Origin of the sequence: Burkholderia sp. AU45274 (assembly GCF_030482505.1) — a bacterium.
GTDB lineage: Bacteria > Pseudomonadota > Gammaproteobacteria > Burkholderiales > Burkholderiaceae > Burkholderia.
This window is the reverse complement of the sequence record NZ_JAUJQE010000002.1, coordinates 679632-700583: the sequence shown is the minus strand read 5'-3', so window position 1 is coordinate 700583 and position 20952 is coordinate 679632. Positions and strand designations below refer to the sequence as shown.

The following is a 20952-nucleotide window of genomic DNA, read 5'->3' as shown; positions in this document are numbered from 1 at the left end:
CATCCAGCAGGCACGACCCGGCATACCGATCCGCATTATCGATTCGGTATGCGAAATTAATGTATCCACATGCGCAGTTCAGCAGGTTTTTATTATTCATGCGCGCCGGACCTCGCCCCGCGGCTGCCGAAGCGGCCGTGCCTGCTGGCAGTCGCTTCGGTATTTGCGTCGGTCGCGATGGCGTCGGGGGCGAATGCCGTCGCGGATACCGTCGACACGGTCGTGCGGGACGACGCGCGCCGCGAGACCACCGGCGCATCGCCGGCAACCGGCAAGACGCATTTCGACGATTCGATGCTGATGCACGGCCCCGACAGCGGGCCGATCGATACGACGCCGTTCGAACGTCCGAACGCCGTCGTGCCGGGGCAGCATCGTGCAGACCTGATCGTCAACGGGCAGTGGCGCGGCGTGGAAGAGATCACGTTCCGCCACGATGCGCGCGATGACGTGCAGCCTTGCTACGACCGGCTGTTGTTGCAGCGCGCCGGTGTCGACCTCGAGCGGAGCGCACGGGGCCAGGACGGCAGCCAGCCGCCGAATCCGCTGCCCGACGGGTTGATCTGCGACACACCTTCCCGCTACGTACCGGGGGCCGCATTGTCGTTCGACGCGGCGGAGCAGAAGCTGTATCTGACGGTGCCGCAGTTCTACATGCGCGTCGCCAGTCAAAGTAGCTACGTCGATCCGGCGAACTGGACGAACGGTGTGCCGGCCGCGCTGCTGAGCTACAACGCCAGTGTATTTTCGACGCGTTCGGGCGGCTACGAATCCTCGCAGCTCTACACGGGGCTCTCGATGGCGGCCAGCGCCGGGCGGTTCCGGATTCGCCACAACGGCAACCTCACGTGGTCGCAGCGCGGGGGTGCCCGTTATCAGCGCGGCTACATCTACGCGCAAACCGATTTGCCCGACTGGCACGCGCAACTGCTGGCCGGTGAAAGTTCGACCAGCGGCGCGCTGTTCGACGCCGTGTCGTTCCGCGGTGTACAGATCGACAGTGACGACCGGATGCTTCCCGACGAGCAGCGCTACTACGCGCCGGTCGTGCGTGGCGTCGCACAGTCGAATGCCAAGGTGACGATCCATCAACGCGGCTATCTCGTTCACGAGACGACGGTCGCGCCGGGGCCGTTCGCGATCGACAACCTGCAGGCGATGAGCTACGGCGGCGATCTGAACGTGACAGTGACCGAGGCCAACGGCGAGACACGCAGCTTCGTGGTGCCGTTCGCGACGACGGTCCAGCTGCTGCGTCCCGGCCGCACACGGTTCAGCGTGATGGCGGGCCGGGCGATCGAGCTCGGCGGCGACATCGGCACGCAGTACGTCGGCCAGTTCACGGTGCAACGCGGCGTCAACAATGCACTGACGGCCTATGGCGGCGCCGCGTTTGCAAACCGCTACCAGTCGGTACTGATGGGCGTCGGGCTCAATACGCCGATCGGCGGCTTCGCCGCGGACGTCACGATCGCGCGAACCCAGCCGCCAGGCAGCGAGCGCCTGAGCGGTTCGAGTATTCGCGTGTCTTACAGCAAGAACCTGCCGAATAGCGGCACGAACTTTTCGCTGCTCGCGTATCGCTACTCGACCAAGGGCTATCTCGGCCTGCGCGATGCGTTAGTACTGAACGGCCGGAGCGATCAGCGCGTGGGCGCCGAGGCATTCGCGCGGCTGCGCAATCGGGTCGATCTCAACGTGAGTCAGCAGATCGGGCGATCGGGCAGCGTCTACGCGAACGGATCGGCGCTCAGCTACTGGGCGGGAGGCGGGCAATCGCTCAGCTTCACGCTCGGCTACAGCACGCAATGGCGCGATGCGACCGTGACGGCGTCGGTGCAGCGCGTGCGCAACCTGTCCACCCGTTACGCGTCGTCCGGCGGCGGGGCGGGCAGCACGCTCGTCAGCGTGAACGTTTCGATTCCGCTCGGACGCGACTCGCGGCGCGCGCCGATCTTCAGCACGCTGATGACGCGTGACAGCAGCAACGGCACGAGCGCCACGGCGAGCCTGGCCGGGCGTTTCGGCGAGCGCAGCGATGGATCGTACTCGCTGTCGTCGAGCTACGACGGCAACAACCGCGCGTCGTCGGGCAGTTTCGGCGTGGGCTACCAACTGCCGGTTGCGTCGGTGTCGGCGAACATCGGCCTCGGGCGCGACTATCAGCAGGCGTCGGCGAACGCGGCGGGCGCCGTGGTGCTGCACCCGGGCGGCCTGACGCTCGCGCCAACCCTGAGCGAGACGATCGGCGTCGTGCACGCGCCGCACGCGCGCGGCGCCCTGGTGGCGAACACGAACGCACGCGTCAACCGGTTCGGCTACGCGATCGTGCCGAGCCTCACACCGTATCAGCTCAACCAGGTCGACCTCGATCCGAAGGATATTCCGGACGATGTCGAACTCAAGACGACATCGCGCAGCGTCGCGCCGCGCTCGGGATCGGTCGTCATGCTGTCGTACGACACGCTGAAGGCGCGCGCGCTGCTGATCGACGCGCAGACCGAGGACGGCCGGCCGTTGCCGTTCGCGGCGCGTGCGCTCGATGCCCGCACCGGCGCCATGCTGGGCGCGGTCGGGCAGGGCAGTCTCCTGCTGGCGCGCAGCGCCGACGACGACGGGCAAATTCGCGTCGAATGGGGCACGCGTGCTGATCAGCAGTGCGTGATCGACTACTCGGTGTCGCCGCAGGAGCGGACCGCGCGCGGCTACGTGACGCTGACGCGCGTCTGCCGTGCGATCCCCGTGACGGCGCCGCTCGCTCCAGGCCGTGGCGAGGGGCAATAGTTCGATGCACGGTCACGATTTCCTTCCCGCACCGGTGGTTATCCGATCGTCGTGCCGAGCCCTCGCCGCGACCCGCGCCGGGAGGATCGTGCGCGCGGCGGTGGTGGCTTGCGCGGCGAGCGTCGGCGCAGTCACCGGCCACGCGGCGCTGTCCGTGGTCGGCACCCGCTTCGTCTATCCCGGCGATGCGCGTGCGCTGACGATCCTCGCGCGCAACGGTGGCGCTGAGCCGATCCTGGTTCAGGCGTGGCTCGACGTGGGCGACGCGAATGCCGATCCCGACCGCCTGCGCGTGCCGTTCGTCGTGACGCCGCCGCTCGTGCGACTCGATCCGGCTCGGCCGCTGGCGATTCGCGTGCAGTCCATCGGCGGCGATTTGCCGACTGACCGGGAATCCTGTTTCTGGATCAATGTGCTCGAAGTGCCGCCGGCCGTGCCGACGCACGACAACACCCTGCGCATCGCTTACCGGCTGCGCATGAAGCTCCTGTATCGACCACCCGGCCTGGCCGGCGATCCGGATCGTGCGCCAAATGCACTGACTTGGACGCGCGCGAACCGGCAGGCTGCTGCCACGATCGTCGCCACCAATCCCACACCGTACTACGTGACGCTGACGCGCGTGCTGCTGAACGGCGAACCCGTCTTGTCGGCGAGCCGCGCGGTGGACGTCGCGCCGTTCGGTCGGGCCGAGATTCCGGCCGGCACGCAGCTCGACGGGAAAGGGGACGCCGAGATCGTGTTCGACGCCGTCGACGATAGCGGCACATCGAACGAATACCGGGCGCGGTTCGCGCCGCCGTGACCGACGGACCGTCAGTGCTTGCAGTACCCGTCCTGTCGGGGCATCGACAGGGTTTCAACCACAACAAGGAAAACGAGCATGAACAAGACATACGCTTTGGTATGGAACGCCAGGCAGGGCGTTTGGCAGGCAGTCGGCGAACGGGTACGCCGGCACGGCAAGTCCACGATGCGCGCGCGCGTCGTCGCGGTGGCGACACTGCTTGCGGGTAGCGCGGCGACGTCCGTGCATGCGCTGCCGACGGGCGAGAACATCGTGTCCGGGAAGGCCGACATTCTGCGCTACGACAACGGGCAGCAGATGTCGGTCAACCAGCACACCGACAAGCTGGTGACGGACTGGCAGTCGTTCAACGTCGACAAGGGGCAGCGCGTCACGTTCAACCAGCCGTCCGTGACGTCGATCGCGCTGAACCGGGTCGTCAGCCAGGACGGCAGCGCGATCTACGGCAACATCGACGCAAACGGCCGCGTGTTCCTCGTCAATCCGAACGGCATCCTGTTCGGCAAGGGCGCGCAGGTCAATGTCGGCGGCCTGGTGGCGACGACGCTGGATATCAAGAACGAAGACTTCGAAGCAGGCCGCTTCCGGTTCTCCGGCCAGTCTCCGAGCGAAGTGCAGAACGCAGGCAATCTCGTGGCGAGCGAAGGCGGCTCGATCGCGCTGCTCGGCGCAAGAGTATTCAACAGGGGGATCGTTCAGGCACAGATGGGTACCGTCGCGCTGGCGGCGGGCAGCGACGCCACGCTGAACTTCGACGGCAGCAAGCTGCTCAGCGTGCAGATCGACCAGGGAATCGTCAACGCGCTGGTCAGCAACGAGCAGTTGCTGAAAGCCGATGGCGGGCAGGTGCTGATGAGCGCGAAGACCGCCGATACGGTGCTGCGCACGGTGGTCAACAACCAGGGCACGATCGAGGCGCGCACGCTCAGGAATACGGCAGGCCGGATCTCGCTGGACGGTTACGACGCCGGCACCGTCAACGTCGCGGGCGTGCTGAACGCGAGCGCGACGACGCCGGGCAACGGCGGCACGGTCGTCACGCGCGGTGCCGACGTGAAGGTGGCGCTCGGTGCGATGGTCGATACGCGCGCGACCAACGGTCGCGGCGGCAACTGGCGCATCGCGTCGTCCGACGTGTCGGTCACGGCAGGCGCGAACCAGGCCGGGACGATCGTGGCCGACACGCTGTCGCGCAATCTCGCGACCACCGATGTCGAGCTGGTCGCCGAACGCGGCCGGACGTCGGTCGACGGGCCGGTGACCTGGGCCAGTGGCAACCGGTTGACGCTGGCCAGCCGGCAGGGCGACGTGTCGGTCAACGGTGCGCTGCGGGCAACCGGCGCGAATGCGCGCGTGGCCATCGACGCACGGAAGAACGTGCGGATCGCGGCGCCGATCGCGCTGACCGGCACGAATGCGCTGCTGACGCTCGACTACGGTGTCGCGCAGTTGCTCTCGGGCGGCGCGGCCGTGACGCTGTCGGGGGCCGGGGCCGGCTTCGAGTCGAACGGCTATCGCTATACCGTGATCCAGAACCTGCAGCAGCTGCAGGCCGTCAATACGAATCTCGACGGTCTGTACGTACTCGGCAACAACATCGCCGGTTACTGTTCCTATTATTCGTGCACCACGTTCAAGACCATCGGTTCGGGCGCGTCGTTCTCCGGCGTGTTCGACGGCCTCGGCAACACGATCAGCAACCTCACCATCACGAGCAGCGATCCGTACGCGGGGCTGTTCGGCCGCAACACGGGCACCCTTGCCAACCTCAACCTGAAGTCGTTGCGCGTCAGCGCCGCGTCGGGCGTCGGTCCGGTGTCCATCGGCGGGCTGGTCGGCGAAAACGCCGGCAAGATCTCGAACGTGACCGCGACGGGCATGCAGATGAGTGCGGGCGCCAACCGCAGCAATGCACTGGGCGGGCTGGTCGGCATCAACAGCGGCGAGATTTCCCAGGCGTCGTTTGCCGGATCCGTGTCGGGCAACAGCATGTCGTATGCCGTTGGCGGTCTGGTCGGCGAGAACCGCGTCGATCAGCTTGCCGGGATCGTGTCCGACAGCGAGTCCAACGCGACCGTATTCGGCGGCGCATCGAATCTCGCCTCGATCGGTGGTCTCGTCGGTGTGAACCGGGGCGGCGACATTCTGAGGTCGACGAGTCGCGGGACCACATCGGGCGCCAATATTGCCGGCGTGAACGTCGGCGGGCTCGTGGGCGCGAACCTGCTCGGCACGATCGACGACTCGGCCGCGCTGGGGCGTGTGACAGGCGGCTCGGGCGGTACGGCGGGCGGGCTCGTCGGCCTCAATACCGGCAAGATCGTCAAGTCGAGCGCAAGCGGATTCGTCGACGGCCGATATGCGCAAGCGATCGGCGGCTTTGTCGGGCTGAACCAGGGCACGGTGACCGACAGCAAGGCGCTGGGCGGCGTCGCAAGCGCGTCGACCGGTTCGACGGGGGGTTTCGTCGGCATCAACCTCGGCGCGAATGCATTCATCGACATGGCGGAAGCGCACGGTACGGTGAGCGGCGGTCAGGGCAGCAATGGCGGCTTCGTCGGCAGTCATCTCGGCGGCCGGATTGCTCATGCGGTCGCGCGCGGCAAGACGACGGGCGGTAACTACAGCAAGACGGGCGGCTTCGTCGGCACCAACGCGGCCGAACTGAGCAACGTCGATGCGAGCGGCGACGTGTCCGCCGGGGCTGGTGCGTCGGTGGGCGGTTTCGCCGGCACCAACGCGACGTCCGGCACGATCGAGGCCGCGTCGGCAACCGGCAACGTGATGGGCGGTTCGTCGAGCACGGTGGGCGGCTTTGCCGGCGAAAACCTCGGCGCGGTGCGCGATGCGTCGGCATCTGGGACGGTCGGCGCCGGGTGTTACGCGACGCTCGGCGGCCTGATCGGCCTGAACGCGGGGCTTGTCGAGCGCTCTGCCGCGAACGGGCGGGTCAACGGATCGTCGACCCAGACCTTCGGCGGCCTCGTCGGCATCAACCGCGGCATTTTCCGCAACAGCATCGCATCCGGCGAGGCTGGGCTGCAGAAGATCGCCGGCCTCAATCTGGGTGTGATCGAGTAATGCAACAGGCGGCGGGCGAGCATGACCGGCGCCCGCCGCCGATACAAAGGTAGGGCAGCATGAAGACGATTCAAGGGCGCAGGCCGGGGCGAGTGGGCCGGGCGATGCATCGCCTCGCGATGGCGGGATACCTGGTGCTGGCATTCGGCACGCACGTCATGGCGCAAGGCAGCAGTGGCGCAACGGCGCTGGATTGCAGTTTCAGCAACATCGAGGCGTCACCTTGGCGCATGATGACGCCGCTGACGAGTACGACACCGCAAAATTCAATCCTGTATCAACGCACCGTTTCGCTCATGGTCTCGTTCAAGTACGGCACGGCGCCGACGGCGCACGAACTCGTGACTGCGGCACATTGGGCGTCGGGCAGTATCGTCGCGAATGGCGTCGCGCAGACGAACGTCAACGGCATCGGCTTCAAATGGGCCGGCGTGTCCGGCGACGACGTCGAGCGTACGCTGCAGCAAGGTGCGGATCCGATGGTGACCGCGAAGCACGACCTCATTCGCTCGAACGCAGGTGGTGCCGACTTGCGGATGATGCGCTTCCGGCAGTTTCTGGTACTCGACAAGCCGGTTTCGCAGTTGCCGCAGGGCAAGCTGGTCGTCAAGAACCTGCCGGGCAATCCGACCGTCGCGATTTATGCGATCGACTTCCCGAAAGGCGTTGCGTCGATCGGCAGCCCGGTGACGGTGCCGGAGTCGACGACGCCGCCCAATCTGTGCAAGCAGATGAAGGCCTTTGTCGGCGTCGGCAACGTGTGCATCGGCAGCGAGTGCGAGATTCATGTGCCGAACCGCTGCGAGATCACGTCGAACTGGATCGTGCCGGTGACGCTCGGCAATTTCGCGATCAATCGATTTCCCAGCCTGAACGCGACGTCGAGGCCGGTCGGTTTCGATATCGCGCTCAGCCAGTGCGCGGCGTCGGCAAAGCCGTCGATCAGCTTCCGCGACAAGGCTGCGCAGCCGAATCCGGACAAGACGCTGCTGCAACTGAGCGCGCCGGCGGGCCAGACGGTCGCGCGCGGGTTCAACATCGTGATGACGAACGGGTTGACCGGCGAGCGGATCGCGTACGGCGAGCCGGGTGCGGCGATCGAGTATCCGATGCAGCGCACGGGCGACATGGCCGTGATGCCGCTGCGCGCGCAGTACATCCGTACCGGGGCGGATGCGGAGCTGGCGCCCGGCTATGCGGGCGGCGGCGCGGAATTTTCGTTTACGTTTCCGTGAAGGCGGCGCACGGCCCGGCCTCATCACGAAACCCGCTGAGCAAAGCACCATTTGTTGGTTCGGATTCGCGGTATGCGCTGGTACGTTAGCGGCTTCGCGGCAACACTGAGCTGCGATATTTCTCGAACCGGGCCGCCGCGCGATCCGCGGCGGCCTTCATAACAAATCAGGTCGTGCTCATGAAATTCCACACGCTCGCTACGTGGCTCGTCGGAGCCGCGCTCATCACCGCAGGCACCGTCGCGCATGCGGACCGTCTCGACGACATCAAGAAGGCCGGTGTGCTGCGCGTCGCGACGTTCGACAGCAACCCGCCGTTCGGCTATGTCGACAGCAAAAGCAATCACATCGTCGGCCTCGACGTCGACTATGCGAAGGCACTCGCCGACAAGCTTGGCGTGAAGCTGCAGCTCCAGCCGACCAATCCGGCGAACCGCCTTCCGTTCCTGACGTCCGGCAAGGTCGATCTCGTGCTCGCGAACTTCACGATTACCGAAGAGCGCGCGAAGCAGGTCGATTTCAGCATTCCGTATTTCTCGTCGGGCCAGCAGTTTCTCGCGAAGAAGGGCGTGCTGAAATCGCCCGACCAGTTGAACGCGCTGCGCGTCGGCGCCGACAAGGGCACGACCAACGAGATCACGCTGCGCGAGAAATTCCCGAAGGCGACGATCGTCGCGTACGACGACACGCCGTTCGCGTTCGCCGCGCTGCGCGCCGGCAACGTGCAGGCAATCACGCAGGACGGCCCGAAGCTGATCGGACTGCTCGCGAACGTGCCGGACAAGCAGAACTACGAGATCCCGGCGTTCACGATCTCGAACGACTACATGGGCGTCGGCGTGCCGAAGGGCGAGACGCGCCTGCTCGGCTTCGTCAACGACACGCTGAAGGGGCTCGAGGCGAACGGCCGCGCCGTGCAGATTTACGACGCATGGTTCGGGCCGACGACGAAGACGCCGCTCACGCGCATCTTCCGGATCGGCGACAAGACCTGATCCGCATCGCACGCGCGCCGCGACTGGCCAAAGCATCGGCCGCGCGGCGCTTTTCGTTTTCTTCCGATCGCGCGCTTCGCGCCCGCAACACAGCATGCTCGGGTTGGCTCCCAAATACCTGTCCTGGCTCTGGCAGGGCTTCCTGCTGACGCTCGGCCTCGCGGCCGCGTCGGCCGTCGTCGCGACCGCCGGCGGGCTGTTGCTCGCGGTCATGCGCCATGCGCGCGGCACGGCGCCGCGCACGATGGCGGCCGCGTATGTCGTCACGTTCCGCAACACGCCGCTGCTCGTGCAGTTGCTGTTCTGGTATTTCGGTGTCGCGTCGCTGCTGCCCGAACCATGGATCGCGTGGCTGAACGCGCGTCATGCGTTGAGCATCGGCCCGTTCACGCTCGCGTGGCCGTCGTTCGAATTCGTCGCGGGCTGGGTCGGGCTGAGCGCCTATACCGCCGCGTTCGTTGCCGAGGAGTGCGAAGCCGGCCTGCGCGGCGTGCGGCGCGCGCAGCACGATGCGGCGGCCGCGCTCGGCCTCACGCCGATGCAGTCGCTGCGTTACGTGGTGCTGCCGCAGGCGGTGCGCATCGCGTTGCCGCCGCTGTTCGGCCAATACATGAATCTCGTGAAGAACTCGTCGCTCGCGATGGCGATCGGCGTGGCCGAGCTGTCGTATGCATCGCGGCAGGTCGAGACCGAGACGTTCAAGACGTTCGCCGCCTTCGGCGTGGCAACCGTACTGTACGTCGCGGCGGTGGCCGCGATCGAAGCGGGCGCGTATGCGGCCACGCAATGGCGCGACCGGCTGGGAGCGGGGCGCTGACGATGGATCTTTCGCTGCTGTTCGCCAATCTGCCGTACCTGCTCGTCGGCGCGTTCCCGGAAGGGCCGCTCGGCGGCGCCGCGCTGTCGCTGCTGCTCGCGATCGCGTCGGCCGCCGCGTCGGCCGTGCTCGGCATCGCGCTCGGCGTTGCGATGGCGCTCGCGCGCGGCCCCGTGCGCGTGCTGCTGCTCGCGTTCATCGGCTTTTTCCGCGCGATTCCGGTGCTGATGCTGATTTTCTGGACCTACTTCCTGATGCCCATGCTGCTGCACATGGACGTGCCGGGGCTCGCGACGGTCGTGTGCGCGCTCGCGCTGATCGGCGGCGCGTATCTCGCGCACGCGGTGCATGCGGGCATCGTCGCGGCCGGCGACGGGCAATGGCAGGCCGGGCTGTCGCTCGGGCTCACGCGCTGGCAGACGGTGCGCTACGTGCTGCTGCCGCAGGCGATCCGCATCATGACGCCGTCGTTCGTCAACCAGTGGGTCGCGCTCGTGAAGGACACGTCGCTCGCGTATATCGTCGGCGTGCCGGAGCTGTCGTTCGTCGCGACGCAGGTGAACAACCGGCTGATGGTGTATCCGGCGCCGATCTTCCTGTTCGTCGCGCTGATCTATCTGGTGCTGTGCACGTCGCTCGACGGCGCGGCACGCTGGCTGCTGTCGCGGGGGCGGCGGGAGCGGCGTGTCGCGAGCACGGCGGTCGAACGGATCAAATCCTTGCGATGATGTAATCGCGATAGGCAGTTACAAGAGATCTGATTACCGGCCGCATGCCGATCCGAGTGACCTTGCCTCCGTTCCACGAATCCCATAGCCGAGAAAATCAGGCCGCCTCTCGTTCCTGTGCGGCGGCCCAGTTTTTCTCGAACGTCATGGGACTAACGTAGTTCAGTGTCGAATGCACACCGAACAGGGTGCCCATCGGAGCGACGACTGAGCCGGTCTCGGCCCCGGCGAGGGTGGCGGCCATGCCGCCTGTCCCTCCGTCGACGCTGCCGACTGTGCTGCTGACCTTGCGGACGCGATTGCGCGTGTCGATGGGCAAGGACTGCCAACGTGGATAGCGGATCGCCGGATTGGGCGACAACGGCGCCGCGGTCTTGGCCGGCTCGTCCATCAACGATTCAATCGCATCGTGCAAGGCGTGGCGAGCCTCCGAGCGGACGCGTAGGCGGGTTCTTCGCGCCGGCCGAATGACGGATAGCTATTGCTCGATTCGGTGCAGCCTTCATGCGTGGCGTGAACGGCGTGGTCGGGATACGGCTCGAGCGACTCCAATTGATCGAATTCGTCGACGTCGACGGAACATGAAATGGTGTGCCGCGAGTCAGTGAGCGAGCGACAGGAGCGTGCCTGCGTGTCGGCCGGTCCTCGGTGGCGAGCAATTGGAAACTCCCCGTGAACATTGCGACGAGCGCGAGGCCCAGCGTGTTCTGCACAAAGGTAGGGGGATCAGAGACCACGGAAACGCCTGAGCGGAGTGCGTCGGTGCGGGAGCGCATCGGCGGAGCGGCCGTATATGGCCGTGCCGAGGAAGATGATATTTCGTTGAAAGAAAGTCAATTGCCGATCGTGCGCCGATTGCGCCTCGCAATTCTGCCAGGGATTTTTGAGATGATGGGGGAGGTAATATTCGCGAGAATTGCGTAACCAAGACGTCGATATTGACGACCAACCGGTTGCGCTGTTTAGTCTGCGCAGCTGCGATTGCCTATTGGCGCGCTCGTCGCTAATACGAATGTGAAGAGGTCACCGGGTCGTTGATTCTCGGCAACGCTTGACACTTGTTGACGCTGTTCTATTAGATTCCGTGCGATGTTCGAGGCCCGTGAGAGCGGATCGGATGAATCGCGAGTAGACCAAGATCATGAATAAAAACCATTATCGGCTGGTATTCAGCCGTGTGCGCGGTATGTTGGTTGCGGTGGAAGAAACCGCAAGTGCATCAGGTAACGCAGTGCAGGGTGAAATTGGTTTCGCCATTCTCTCGCCGCCCGCATTCGCAAGATTCGCGCTTCGTCAGGTGGCACTCGCGGTACTGGTTGCGGCCGGCGTGATGCCGATATGGGCCAATGCCCAAGTTGTTGCGGGCGGCGCGCATGCGCCGTCCGTGATCCAGACACAGAACGGACTTCAACAGGTGAACATCAATCGCCCCGGCTCGTCGGGCGTGTCGATGAACACGTACAACCAGTTCGACGTACCCAAGCCCGGGATTATTCTCAACAACTCCCCGGTTAACGTCCAGACTCAACTGGGCGGCATAATCGGCGGCAATCCCAATTTCCAGGCTGGCGATGCGGCGCGTCTGATCGTCAACCAGGTCAACAGCAACAACCCGAGCTTCATTCGCGGCAAAGTGGAAATCGGCGGCGCAGCGGCGCAGCTCGTGATCGCGAATCAGGCGGGGCTGGTCGTGGATGGCGGCGGCTTCCTGAATACGAGCAGAGCCACGCTGACCACCGGCAATCCGAACTTTGGGCCTGATGGGTCGCTCACGGGTTTCAACGTCAACCAGGGCTTGATTTCGGTCGTCGGCGCGGGGCTCGACACAGCGAATGTCGATCAGGTGGATTTGTTGGCCCGCGCCGTCCAGATTAACGCGAAGGCGTACGCGAAGACCCTGAACGTGGTCGCTGGATCGAATCAGATCGACTACGCCACGCTGAACGCGACGCCGATCGCGGGCAACGGCGCAGCGCCGTCCATTGCGATCGATGTCAGTCAGCTCGGCGGCATGTACGCGAATAGAGTGTTTTTGGTCTCCTCAGAAAATGGGGTCGGTGTTGCTAATGCTGGCGACATCGCCGCACAGGCGGGCGACCTGACACTGCAAGCGAACGGCCGGCTCGTGCTGTCAGGCCAGACCAATGCGACCGGCAATATGTGGCTGTCGGCTTCGGGCGGCATCCAGAACAGCGGCGTCACGTATGGAAAGCAATCGGTCACGGTCAACACGGGCGCGGCCGACCTGACCAACACTGGGGCACTCACGGCGCAGCAGAACCTGACGGCCAACGTCGGCAGCCTCAATTCAGCGGGCACGCTCGGCGCGGGCATCAACGCCGACAGCACGGTTGGCGCGAACGGCGATCTGAGTGTGACGAGCGCGGGACAGCTCACCGCGACGGGCACCAACAGCGCGGGCGGCAACGCGACCTTCACCGGCAACGGCGTCGATCTGTCGAACAGCGCGACGGCCGCGAACGGCAACCTCGCGTTGACTGCGACGGCGGGCGATGTGAATCTGGCCGGCTCAACTGCCAGCGCCAAGGGTGCCGTGAACGCGCAGGCGAGCGGCACGGTCATTAATGATCGGGGCAATCTGTCCAGCGGCGCGGGCATGACCATCGGCGGCGGCAACCTGTCGAATCAGGGCGGTCGCGCCAATTCGCAAGGGCCGCTGTCGGTGCAGATGGCTGGCAACGTGTCGAACCAAAGCGGCATGCTGAGTTCCCAAAGCACGGCCGACGTGCGCGGGAGCGCGATCCTGAACAACGCCGGGCTGATTCAGAGCGCGGGCAAGCAAACGATTGCTGGCGCGTCGATCGACAATAGCGCTGGCCGGCTGATTTCCCTGAACGCAGACGGCTTGTCGGTAACGGCAACCGGCGCGATCACGAATGCAGCCGGCACGAACGTGAGCGGGGACCCGGGCGGCGTCATCGGCGGCAAGGGTGATGTGACCGTACAGGGCAACACCGTCACGAACAGCGGCTCGGCGTCGGCCGACGCAATCCTGCACGTGATCGGCCAGAGCGTCGACAACGGCAACGGTATCCTGCACGCCGGGCAGACTGCGACAGTCGACGCCGGCAATCATTTTGCGAATGCCAACGGCCGAGTTGAAGGCCAAATCGTCGTGTTGAACGGCACGACGCTGGACAACTCTCAAGGCACGGTCAATGCGGCGACGGTCTCGCTGAACGGCTCGACTCTGCTGAACCACGGCGGTACGGTCACGCAGACTGGCACCGGCCCGATGACGGTCGCGATTACCGACACGCTCGACAACTCGAACAACGGTCTGATCCAGACGCGCAGCACGGATCTGTCGCTCACACCCGCCGTCCTGATCAACGACAACGGCGGCGCGATCACGCACGTCGGCACAGGCACGCTGACGGTCGGCAACGCTTCGGGCACGGTCAGCAACAAAGCCGGCACCATCGCCAGCAATGGCCGAACCGTCCTGCAGGGCAAGACGATCGATAACTCGGCCGGTTCCGCCGCCGGCCAAACGGGCCTGAGCGTCAATGCGGCCGACTCGATCACGAATATGAGCGGCAAGCTCACGTCGAACGCCAACGTCGACGTGACCGTGGGCGGTGCACTGGTCAACGATGGTGGCGAACTTGGTTCGAAGACGGCGACCACAACGATTCATAGCGGCTCGCTGTCGAACCTCGGCGGCAAAATCGTTTCGCCCACGCTCACGGCAACCATCGCCGGACTCGTGGACAACAGCCAGAATGGCGACATCGAAAGCAATCAGCTCTCGCTGACGGCCGCGAACCTGAAAAACCAGGGCGGCCGCATTTCGCAATGGCAGAGCGGGCCGACCACGCTTGCTATTTCCGGCTCGCTCGACAATTCGAATGGCGGTGTCATCCAGACCAACAGCACGGACCTGACGCTTGCGCCGGCCGTTCTGGAGAATTCGCACGGCGCCATCACGCACGGCGGGACCGGCACGCTAACCGTCACGCCCGGCAACGGCGCGGGCGCCTTAAACAATATCGGCGGCACGATCGGTACCAACGGACAGGCCATCGTGAAGGCCGGTAGTCTGGACAATGGTAGCGGCGTCATCGCGGCGAAACTGGGTCTGGCGACCACGATTGCCGGAGCGGTGAACAACGCTCAGGGCCTGATGCGCTCGAACGCAAATCTGTCGTTGATAAGCGGCGGCGCATTGTCGAATCAGCAGGGGCACATCGAAGCCGGCCAGACGGGTGACGCCAGCACGCTGTCGATTCAGGCCGCGTCGATCGACAATACCGACGGCGTGGTGCACGACTTCGGCAGCGGCGCGATGAACGTGCAGGGCGGCAGCCAGATCGTGAACAGCCATGCGGGCGGTGTCGCCGGCATGGGGCAGATGACAGGGCAAGGCGATGTGACGATTGGCGCGACCTCGATCTCGAACACGCAGGGCGGCCAGTTGATGGGCGGATCGCTCCATGTCAAAGGCGATACGGTTGACAATTCCGGCGCGCAAATAGGCAACGTCGCGAACTCGACCGGCGACGTGGATGTCGCGACGACGGGCGCGATCTCGAACGCCAACGGTTCGATCAGCTCGACTCGCGACCTGACGATAGCGGCTTCGACGCTGCTTGGCGGCGGCGCATATAGCGCGACGCACGACGCGACGATCAACCTGCAAGGCAACTTTACGGCCACGCCACAGACGCAGTTCAACATCGGTCACGACCTGACCTTCACGTTGCCGGGCACGTTCACGAACAGCGCGAACCTGCAATCGGTCAACAACCTGACGGTCAACGCCGGCAACATCGTCAACACGGGGGCGATCACGGCCGGCAGCTTGCTCAGTACGCATTCGGGCGACCTGACGAACTATGGTGCGATGGTCGGCGGCAGTGTCGCCATCCAGGCAAGCGGAACGGTGTCGAACCTCGGCCCTGTCGCGCTGATCGGCGCATCGGACACGTCGGGTCTGCTGGAAATTCTCGCGCACGACATCGAGAACCGCGACGACACGACGTTGGGCGACTCGATGCCCACCACGACGATCTTCGGGCTCGGCAAAGTGGCTTTGGCGGGCGGCAAGGATGCGAACGGCAACTACACGAACGCGGCGTTGATCAACAATTCGTCGGCGGCGATCCAATCGGGTAGTTCGATGGAATTGCACGCCGACAAGGTCACGAACATGCGGCGCGTGATGCAGACCTCGGGCAACACGAATCAGGTCGATCCGGCGCTGCTTCAACAGCTCGGCATCAGCATGTCGGGGTGCGCCGCCTACTACATCGCGGCCTGTAGCGGTCAGGACGTGCACTGGATCAACCTGTTCCACGATCCGAATTACCCGGATTACGATCCCGCTCCGATCATCGCCGCGCTCAAATTGCAGCCGGGTGGCGTTTTCACGGTACCGCCGAACGGCGGTCAGTGGAACAGCGGTTATCAGTACACGACCTACGACGGTAAGGCGACCGCCAACACCGTGACGAAGCTGAGTCCGGGCGCGCAGATCGCGTCCGGTGGCGATCTTGATGTGTCGACGGTTAAGACGTTCCAAAACTACTGGAGCAGCGTGACGGCAGTCGGCAACCTCAAGCAGCCCGTGAGTCTCGACATGGATGGTTGGGGCGCGACGGGCCAGCAAGCACCGGGCGTGACCGTCGTGTATTCCGGCTACTATCACTACAACAACTACGACAATACCGAACACAACTGGACCTTGCCGTTCGGCGATAAGCCGTTCGTCGGCGGGCCGGGGGGCTATACGCAGGCCGCGCCTGCCGACGTGAGGAAATTCGGTCTGCCCGACTATCGCTCGACCTGGGGAGCGAACCGCACGATCTCGGGCAATGGGGTTAGCGTGAACAACACGGCGGCCAATGCGACCATTCCGTCGCTCGGCCTGCTGCCCGGTCAGGCCGTGCCGGGGCTGACGATCGGCACAGTCAGCGGCAACGCGAGCGGTACGCAATCGGGAGGATCCGCGATCAAGGGCGATACGCCCACCTGGATTGATCCGGTGATCGCCAGCGCGACGGCCGTCAACGTGCTGAACAACCTGACGATCCCGCAAGGCGGGCTGTACCGGCCGAATCCGGCACCGAACCCGACGTACCTCATCGAGACGAACCCCGCGTTCACTCGCATGAATAATTTCCTGTCGAGCGACTATTACCTGAACCAGATCGGCGTGAATCCGCTGACGACAGAAAAGCGTCTCGGTGACGGGTTCTACGAGCAGCAGCTCGTGCGCAACCAGGTCACGCAACTGACGGGCAAGGCGGTATTGGGGCCGTATACGGACCTTCAGGGCATGTATCAGTCGCTGATGCTGGCGGGCGCTGAATTGTCGAAGTCGCTGAACTTGCCGCTCGGCATGAGCTTGTCGCCGCAGCAGGTGGCCGCGCTCACGACCAACGTGATCATCATGCAGACCGAGACGGTCGGCGGCCAGCAGGTATTGGTACCGGTCGTGTATCTTGCGAAGGCTGATCAGCAGAACGCGAACGGTCCGCTGATCACGGCCGGCAATATCGATTTGAAGAACACGCAGGTCTTCACGAACAGCGGCACCGTGAAGGCGGACACGACGCTCGCGCTTCAAGGCAAGCAGATCGACAACGCATTCGGCGCGCTGCAAAGCGGCGGGCTGATGTCGCTCGATACGACGGGCAACGTGGACCTCACCTCGGCCAATGTGAAGGCCGGTAGCCTCGACCTGAACGCGGGCAACAAGCTGATTCTGGATACCGCGACGCAGACCACACACCAGGTCAGCCGCGACGGCGCGACGAGCGACAAGACGACGCTTGGGCCGGCCGCGACCCTGAACGTGGCCGGCGACGCGTCGATCAAGACCGGCGGCGACTTCCAGCAGAACGCTGGGAACCTGAACGTCGGCGGGAACCTGAGCGCGGATGTTGGCGGGAACTGGAACCTCGGCGTGCAGCAGACCGGCGAGCATAAGGTCGTGCAGCGTGCGAACGGCGTGTCGGATACGGACCTCAACAGCGCGACCGGCAGCACCGTGAACGTGGGCGGCAAGTCGGCCATTGGTGTGGGCGGCGATCTGACGGCACAAGGTGCGCAACTCGACTTCGGGCAGGGCGGCACGGTTGCGGCCAAGGGCAACGTGACCTTCGGTGCGGCGAGCGTCACGTCGACCATCAATGCGAACAGCTCGGGCGACCAAGGCAATCGCAGCTATGCGGAAACCCGGCATGGATCGGATCAGGCGCTGACGGGCACGACCGTCAAGGGCGGCGATACGCTCAATGTGGTGTCGGGCAAGGACATCAATGTCATCGGCAGCACGATCGACTTGAACAAGGGCGATGCGAACCTGCTGGCGGCCGGCGATGTGAATATCGGGGCCGCGACAGAAACGCACGTGTACAACTCGCGCGAGACGCATAGTCGCAGCGGCGTCGTGAGCGGCACGAAAATCGCCAGCAGTCAGGACGCGACCAGCACCGTGGCAAGCGGCAGCCTGATCTCGGCGGACGGTGTGTCGATCGGCAGCGGCAAGGACATCAATGTCCAGGGCAGTACGGTTGTCGGCACGCACGATGTCGCGCTCAACGCCGCGCACGACGTGAATATCACGACCTCACAGGACACCCGCCAGTCGTCGACCACCTACCAGGAGCAGCACTCGGGCCTGATGTCGGGCGGCGGCCTGTCGTTCTCGGTCGGCAACAGCAAGCTCGCGCAGCAGAATCAATCGTCGAGCGTCACGAACAATGCCAGTACGGTTGGTTCGGTCGACGGCAATCTGTCGGTGCACGCGAACAATACGCTGCACGTGCAAGGCAGCGATCTGGTCGCGGGCAAGGACATGACCGGAACGGCCGCGAATATCGTGATCGATTCGGCCACCGACACCACGCATCAAGCGCAACAGCAGCAGACGAGCAAGAGCGGGCTGACGGTCGGCCTGTCAGGCTCGGTGGGCGATGCAATCAACAACGCGATCAGCGAGACGCAGGCCGCGCGCCAGTCCGCGAAGGACGACAACGGCCGTGCGTCGGCGCTTCACAGCATCGCGGCGGCCGGTGACGTGGCATTCGGCGGTATGGGGGCCAAGGATCTGTTGAACGGCGCGAAGGGGACGCAGGCCCCGAGCATCGGCGTGCAGGTCAGCGTCGGTTCGAGCCATAGTTCGATGCAATCGTCCGAAGACCAGACGATTCAGCGTGGTTCCAGCATCAATGCGGGTGGGAACGCGAAACTGGTTGCGACGGGCAACGGCACGTCGAAGGACGGCAACATCACGATCGCCGGTTCGAACGTGAACGCGGCCAACGTGGCGCTGATTGCAAACAACCAGGTCAACCTCGTCAACACGACCGATACGGACAAGACGCAGAGTTCGAACTCGTCGTCGGGTTCGAGCGTCGGCGTGTCGATCGGCACGAACGGAATCGGCGTGTCCGCGTCGATGCAGCGTGCGCATGGCGACGGAAATTCGGATGCAGCGATCCAGAACAACACGCACATCAACGCGAGCCAGACGGCGATCATTGTGAGCGGCGGCGACACGAACGTGATCGGTGCGAACGTGAACGCGAACAAGGTCGTGGCCGACGTGGGCGGCAACCTGAACGTGGCGAGCGTTCAGGATACGACCGTGAGCGCCGCGCATCAGTCGAGCGCGGGTGGTGGCTTCACGATCAGTCAGGCGGGCGGCGTCGGCGGGAGTTTCAGCGCGCAGAACGGCCACGCGGACGGCAACTATGCGGGCGTGAACGAACAGGCGGGCATTCAGGCCGGTGCTGGCGGGTTCGACGTGACCGTGAAGGGCAGCACCGACCTCAAGGGCGCGTATATCGCCAGCACGGCCAATCCGTCGAAAAACAGCCTGACGACCGGCACGCTGACGACGAGCGACATCGAGAACCACTCTCACTACAGCGCGAACAGCGCGGGCTTCAGCGCAGGGGCGTCGGTCGGGCCGAGCACCAAGGCAGTCGGCCCGTCGTCGGTATCGGGTTCGGGCGGCGTCACGCCGATGGTGTTCCAGAACGACAGCGGCGACCAGAGCGCGACGACGAAGAGTGCGGTGAGTGTCGGCACGATCAATATCACGAAGCCGGGCGAGCAGACTCAGGATCTCGCGAACCTGAACCGCGATGCGACGAATCTGAACGGGACCGTTTCGAAGACGCCCGACGTTCAGAAAACGCTGTCGCAACAGGCCGACACGATGAATGCGGCGCAGGCGGCCGGGCAGACGGTGTCGCAGGGGATCGGCCTGTATGCGGACAACAAGCGCAAGGATGCGATCGAAGCGGCAAAGGCGGCGTCCGAGCGCGGCGATCTCGATGCGATGCAGTCGTACATCGATCAGGCGAAGAGCTGGGATGAGGGCGGGGCGTCGCGGGCGGCATTGCAGATGGGCGGCGGTGCGTTGATTGGCGGCCTCGGCGGCGGTAGCGCGCTCACGGCGTTCGGGGGCGCAGCGGGCGCGGGCACGTCGTCGCTACTGGCGAACCAGGCAGAGAAGGTCAGCCAATCGGTCGGCGACGCGACCGGCTCGTCGTTGGTTGGCAATATCGCCGCGAACGTGGCCGCGACGGTTGGTGGTGCACTCGTTGGCGGCAGCGCCGGGGCAGCCGCCGCATCGAACGTCGAGCTTTACAATGCCAGCGAAGATAAGAACCGAGGCGAGGATCAGAAAGAAATCGCGGAGCTTAAGAAGGATCTTGATAAGCGGCGCGCGATGGTCGGTCAAGTCAATCTGACACAACGCCAAGAGGATGGACTGACTGTTGTGCCGTTTACGTCTGTGGCGGGTGCGTTGGCCGGCGGAAAAAAAGGAAGTACGATTACTGCGAACAAGGCTGCAGGAGATGCGTTTGAAAATTCTAAAGCAGCGTCTTATCGGAACCAATTTCCAGAAGTTGGGCAGCAAGTTACTCTGAAGACAACCGATGGCACACGAACCCGACTCGATATTGTGACAAAAGATTCAAGTGGCACAATCGGGTGTGTTGAATGTAAATCGTCAGAAACTGCGCCGCTGACAAAAAATCAAGCTAAAGCCTTTCCTCAAATCGAAACCGATGGTGCGGTAGTGGTTGGGAAGGGAAAGCCGGGGTTCCCCGGTGGGACTATAATACCGCCAATGAAGGTCGATATTGTTCGCCCAGACAGTGGCGCTCAGCCGTCGGGCAAGGAAAAGGGAAATTGAATGTCTATTCTCGAAACGAATGTTGTTGATTTGATTGGGGTTGATCCCTCCAATAAAATCGCCAAACTCGGGATTTCCGATCATTTGGAATGGTCGGCGCCAGAAGGTGAACATCTTCTTCTTCTTCAGGAGAAAATCAACACATATTTGAGCTTTATTGAGGGTGGTGAGTTATATCAGCACTTTCCGAACGCGCGCGATTGTCGGTGCGAGATTGAATTGCTTGCAAAATATCCGCTGTCGCCGGTTGCAATCGATTTTTTTGAGAAGGCGAGAGCGGTTATTCGCGAGGCGGGATTTGATTTGTCATGTCAAGTTGGGTGA

The 20952-nt window shown here is 64.2% G+C and carries 10 protein-coding genes; 9 read left to right on the top strand and 1 reads right to left on the bottom strand.

The features are described 5' to 3' along the window. Nucleotides 1-69 precede the first annotated feature (69 nt). The 7 genes from QZM35_RS11895 (at nucleotide 70) to QZM35_RS11865 (ending at nucleotide 10448) form a co-directional block, all read left to right on the top strand. Nucleotides 70-2784, top strand: a complete 2715-nt coding sequence (locus QZM35_RS11895) for a fimbria/pilus outer membrane usher protein (protein WP_301775959.1) — start codon at nucleotides 70-72, stop codon at nucleotides 2782-2784. A gap of 88 nt (nucleotides 2785-2872) precedes the next feature. Beyond that, a complete protein-coding gene (locus QZM35_RS11890; protein WP_256976595.1) occupies nucleotides 2873-3589 on the top strand; it encodes a molecular chaperone in 717 nt (238 codons plus the stop codon). A 78-nt stretch (nucleotides 3590-3667) separates the two neighbouring features. After that, nucleotides 3668-6673 (top strand): GLUG motif-containing protein, encoded by a 3006-nt coding sequence (locus tag QZM35_RS11885; RefSeq protein WP_301775958.1) that lies wholly within the window; start codon nucleotides 3668-3670, stop codon nucleotides 6671-6673. A 59-nt stretch (nucleotides 6674-6732) separates the two neighbouring features. Beyond that, nucleotides 6733-7908, top strand: a complete 1176-nt coding sequence (locus QZM35_RS11880) for a fimbrial protein (protein ID WP_089431043.1) — start codon at nucleotides 6733-6735, stop codon at nucleotides 7906-7908. A gap of 179 nt (nucleotides 7909-8087) precedes the next feature. Beyond that, nucleotides 8088-8903 (top strand): ABC transporter substrate-binding protein, encoded by an 816-nt coding sequence (locus QZM35_RS11875; RefSeq protein WP_301775957.1) that lies wholly within the window; start codon nucleotides 8088-8090, stop codon nucleotides 8901-8903. 94 nt (nucleotides 8904-8997) lie between these two features. Next, a complete protein-coding gene (locus tag QZM35_RS11870; protein WP_174974557.1) occupies nucleotides 8998-9720 on the top strand; it encodes an amino acid ABC transporter permease in 723 nt (240 codons plus the stop codon). A gap of 2 nt (nucleotides 9721-9722) precedes the next feature. Beyond that, on the top strand, nucleotides 9723-10448 hold the full coding sequence (locus tag QZM35_RS11865; RefSeq protein WP_174974555.1) for an amino acid ABC transporter permease: 726 nt from the start codon (nucleotides 9723-9725) through the stop codon (nucleotides 10446-10448). Between the two features lie 97 nt (nucleotides 10449-10545). Here the strand turns inward: QZM35_RS11865 and QZM35_RS11860 are convergent, their stop codons facing one another. Beyond that, nucleotides 10546-10863, bottom strand: a complete 318-nt coding sequence (locus tag QZM35_RS11860; RefSeq protein WP_301776064.1) for a hypothetical protein — start codon at nucleotides 10861-10863, stop codon at nucleotides 10546-10548. Between the two features lie 726 nt (nucleotides 10864-11589). Between QZM35_RS11860 and QZM35_RS11855 the strand changes: the two genes are divergently transcribed. Next, complete coding sequence (locus QZM35_RS11855) at nucleotides 11590-20628, top strand: hemagglutinin repeat-containing protein (protein ID WP_301775956.1); 9039 nt, start codon at nucleotides 11590-11592, stop codon at nucleotides 20626-20628. Then, complete coding sequence (locus QZM35_RS11850; RefSeq protein ID WP_089431048.1) at nucleotides 20629-20952, top strand: DUF6572 domain-containing protein; 324 nt, start codon at nucleotides 20629-20631, stop codon at nucleotides 20950-20952. It abuts the gene before it with no gap.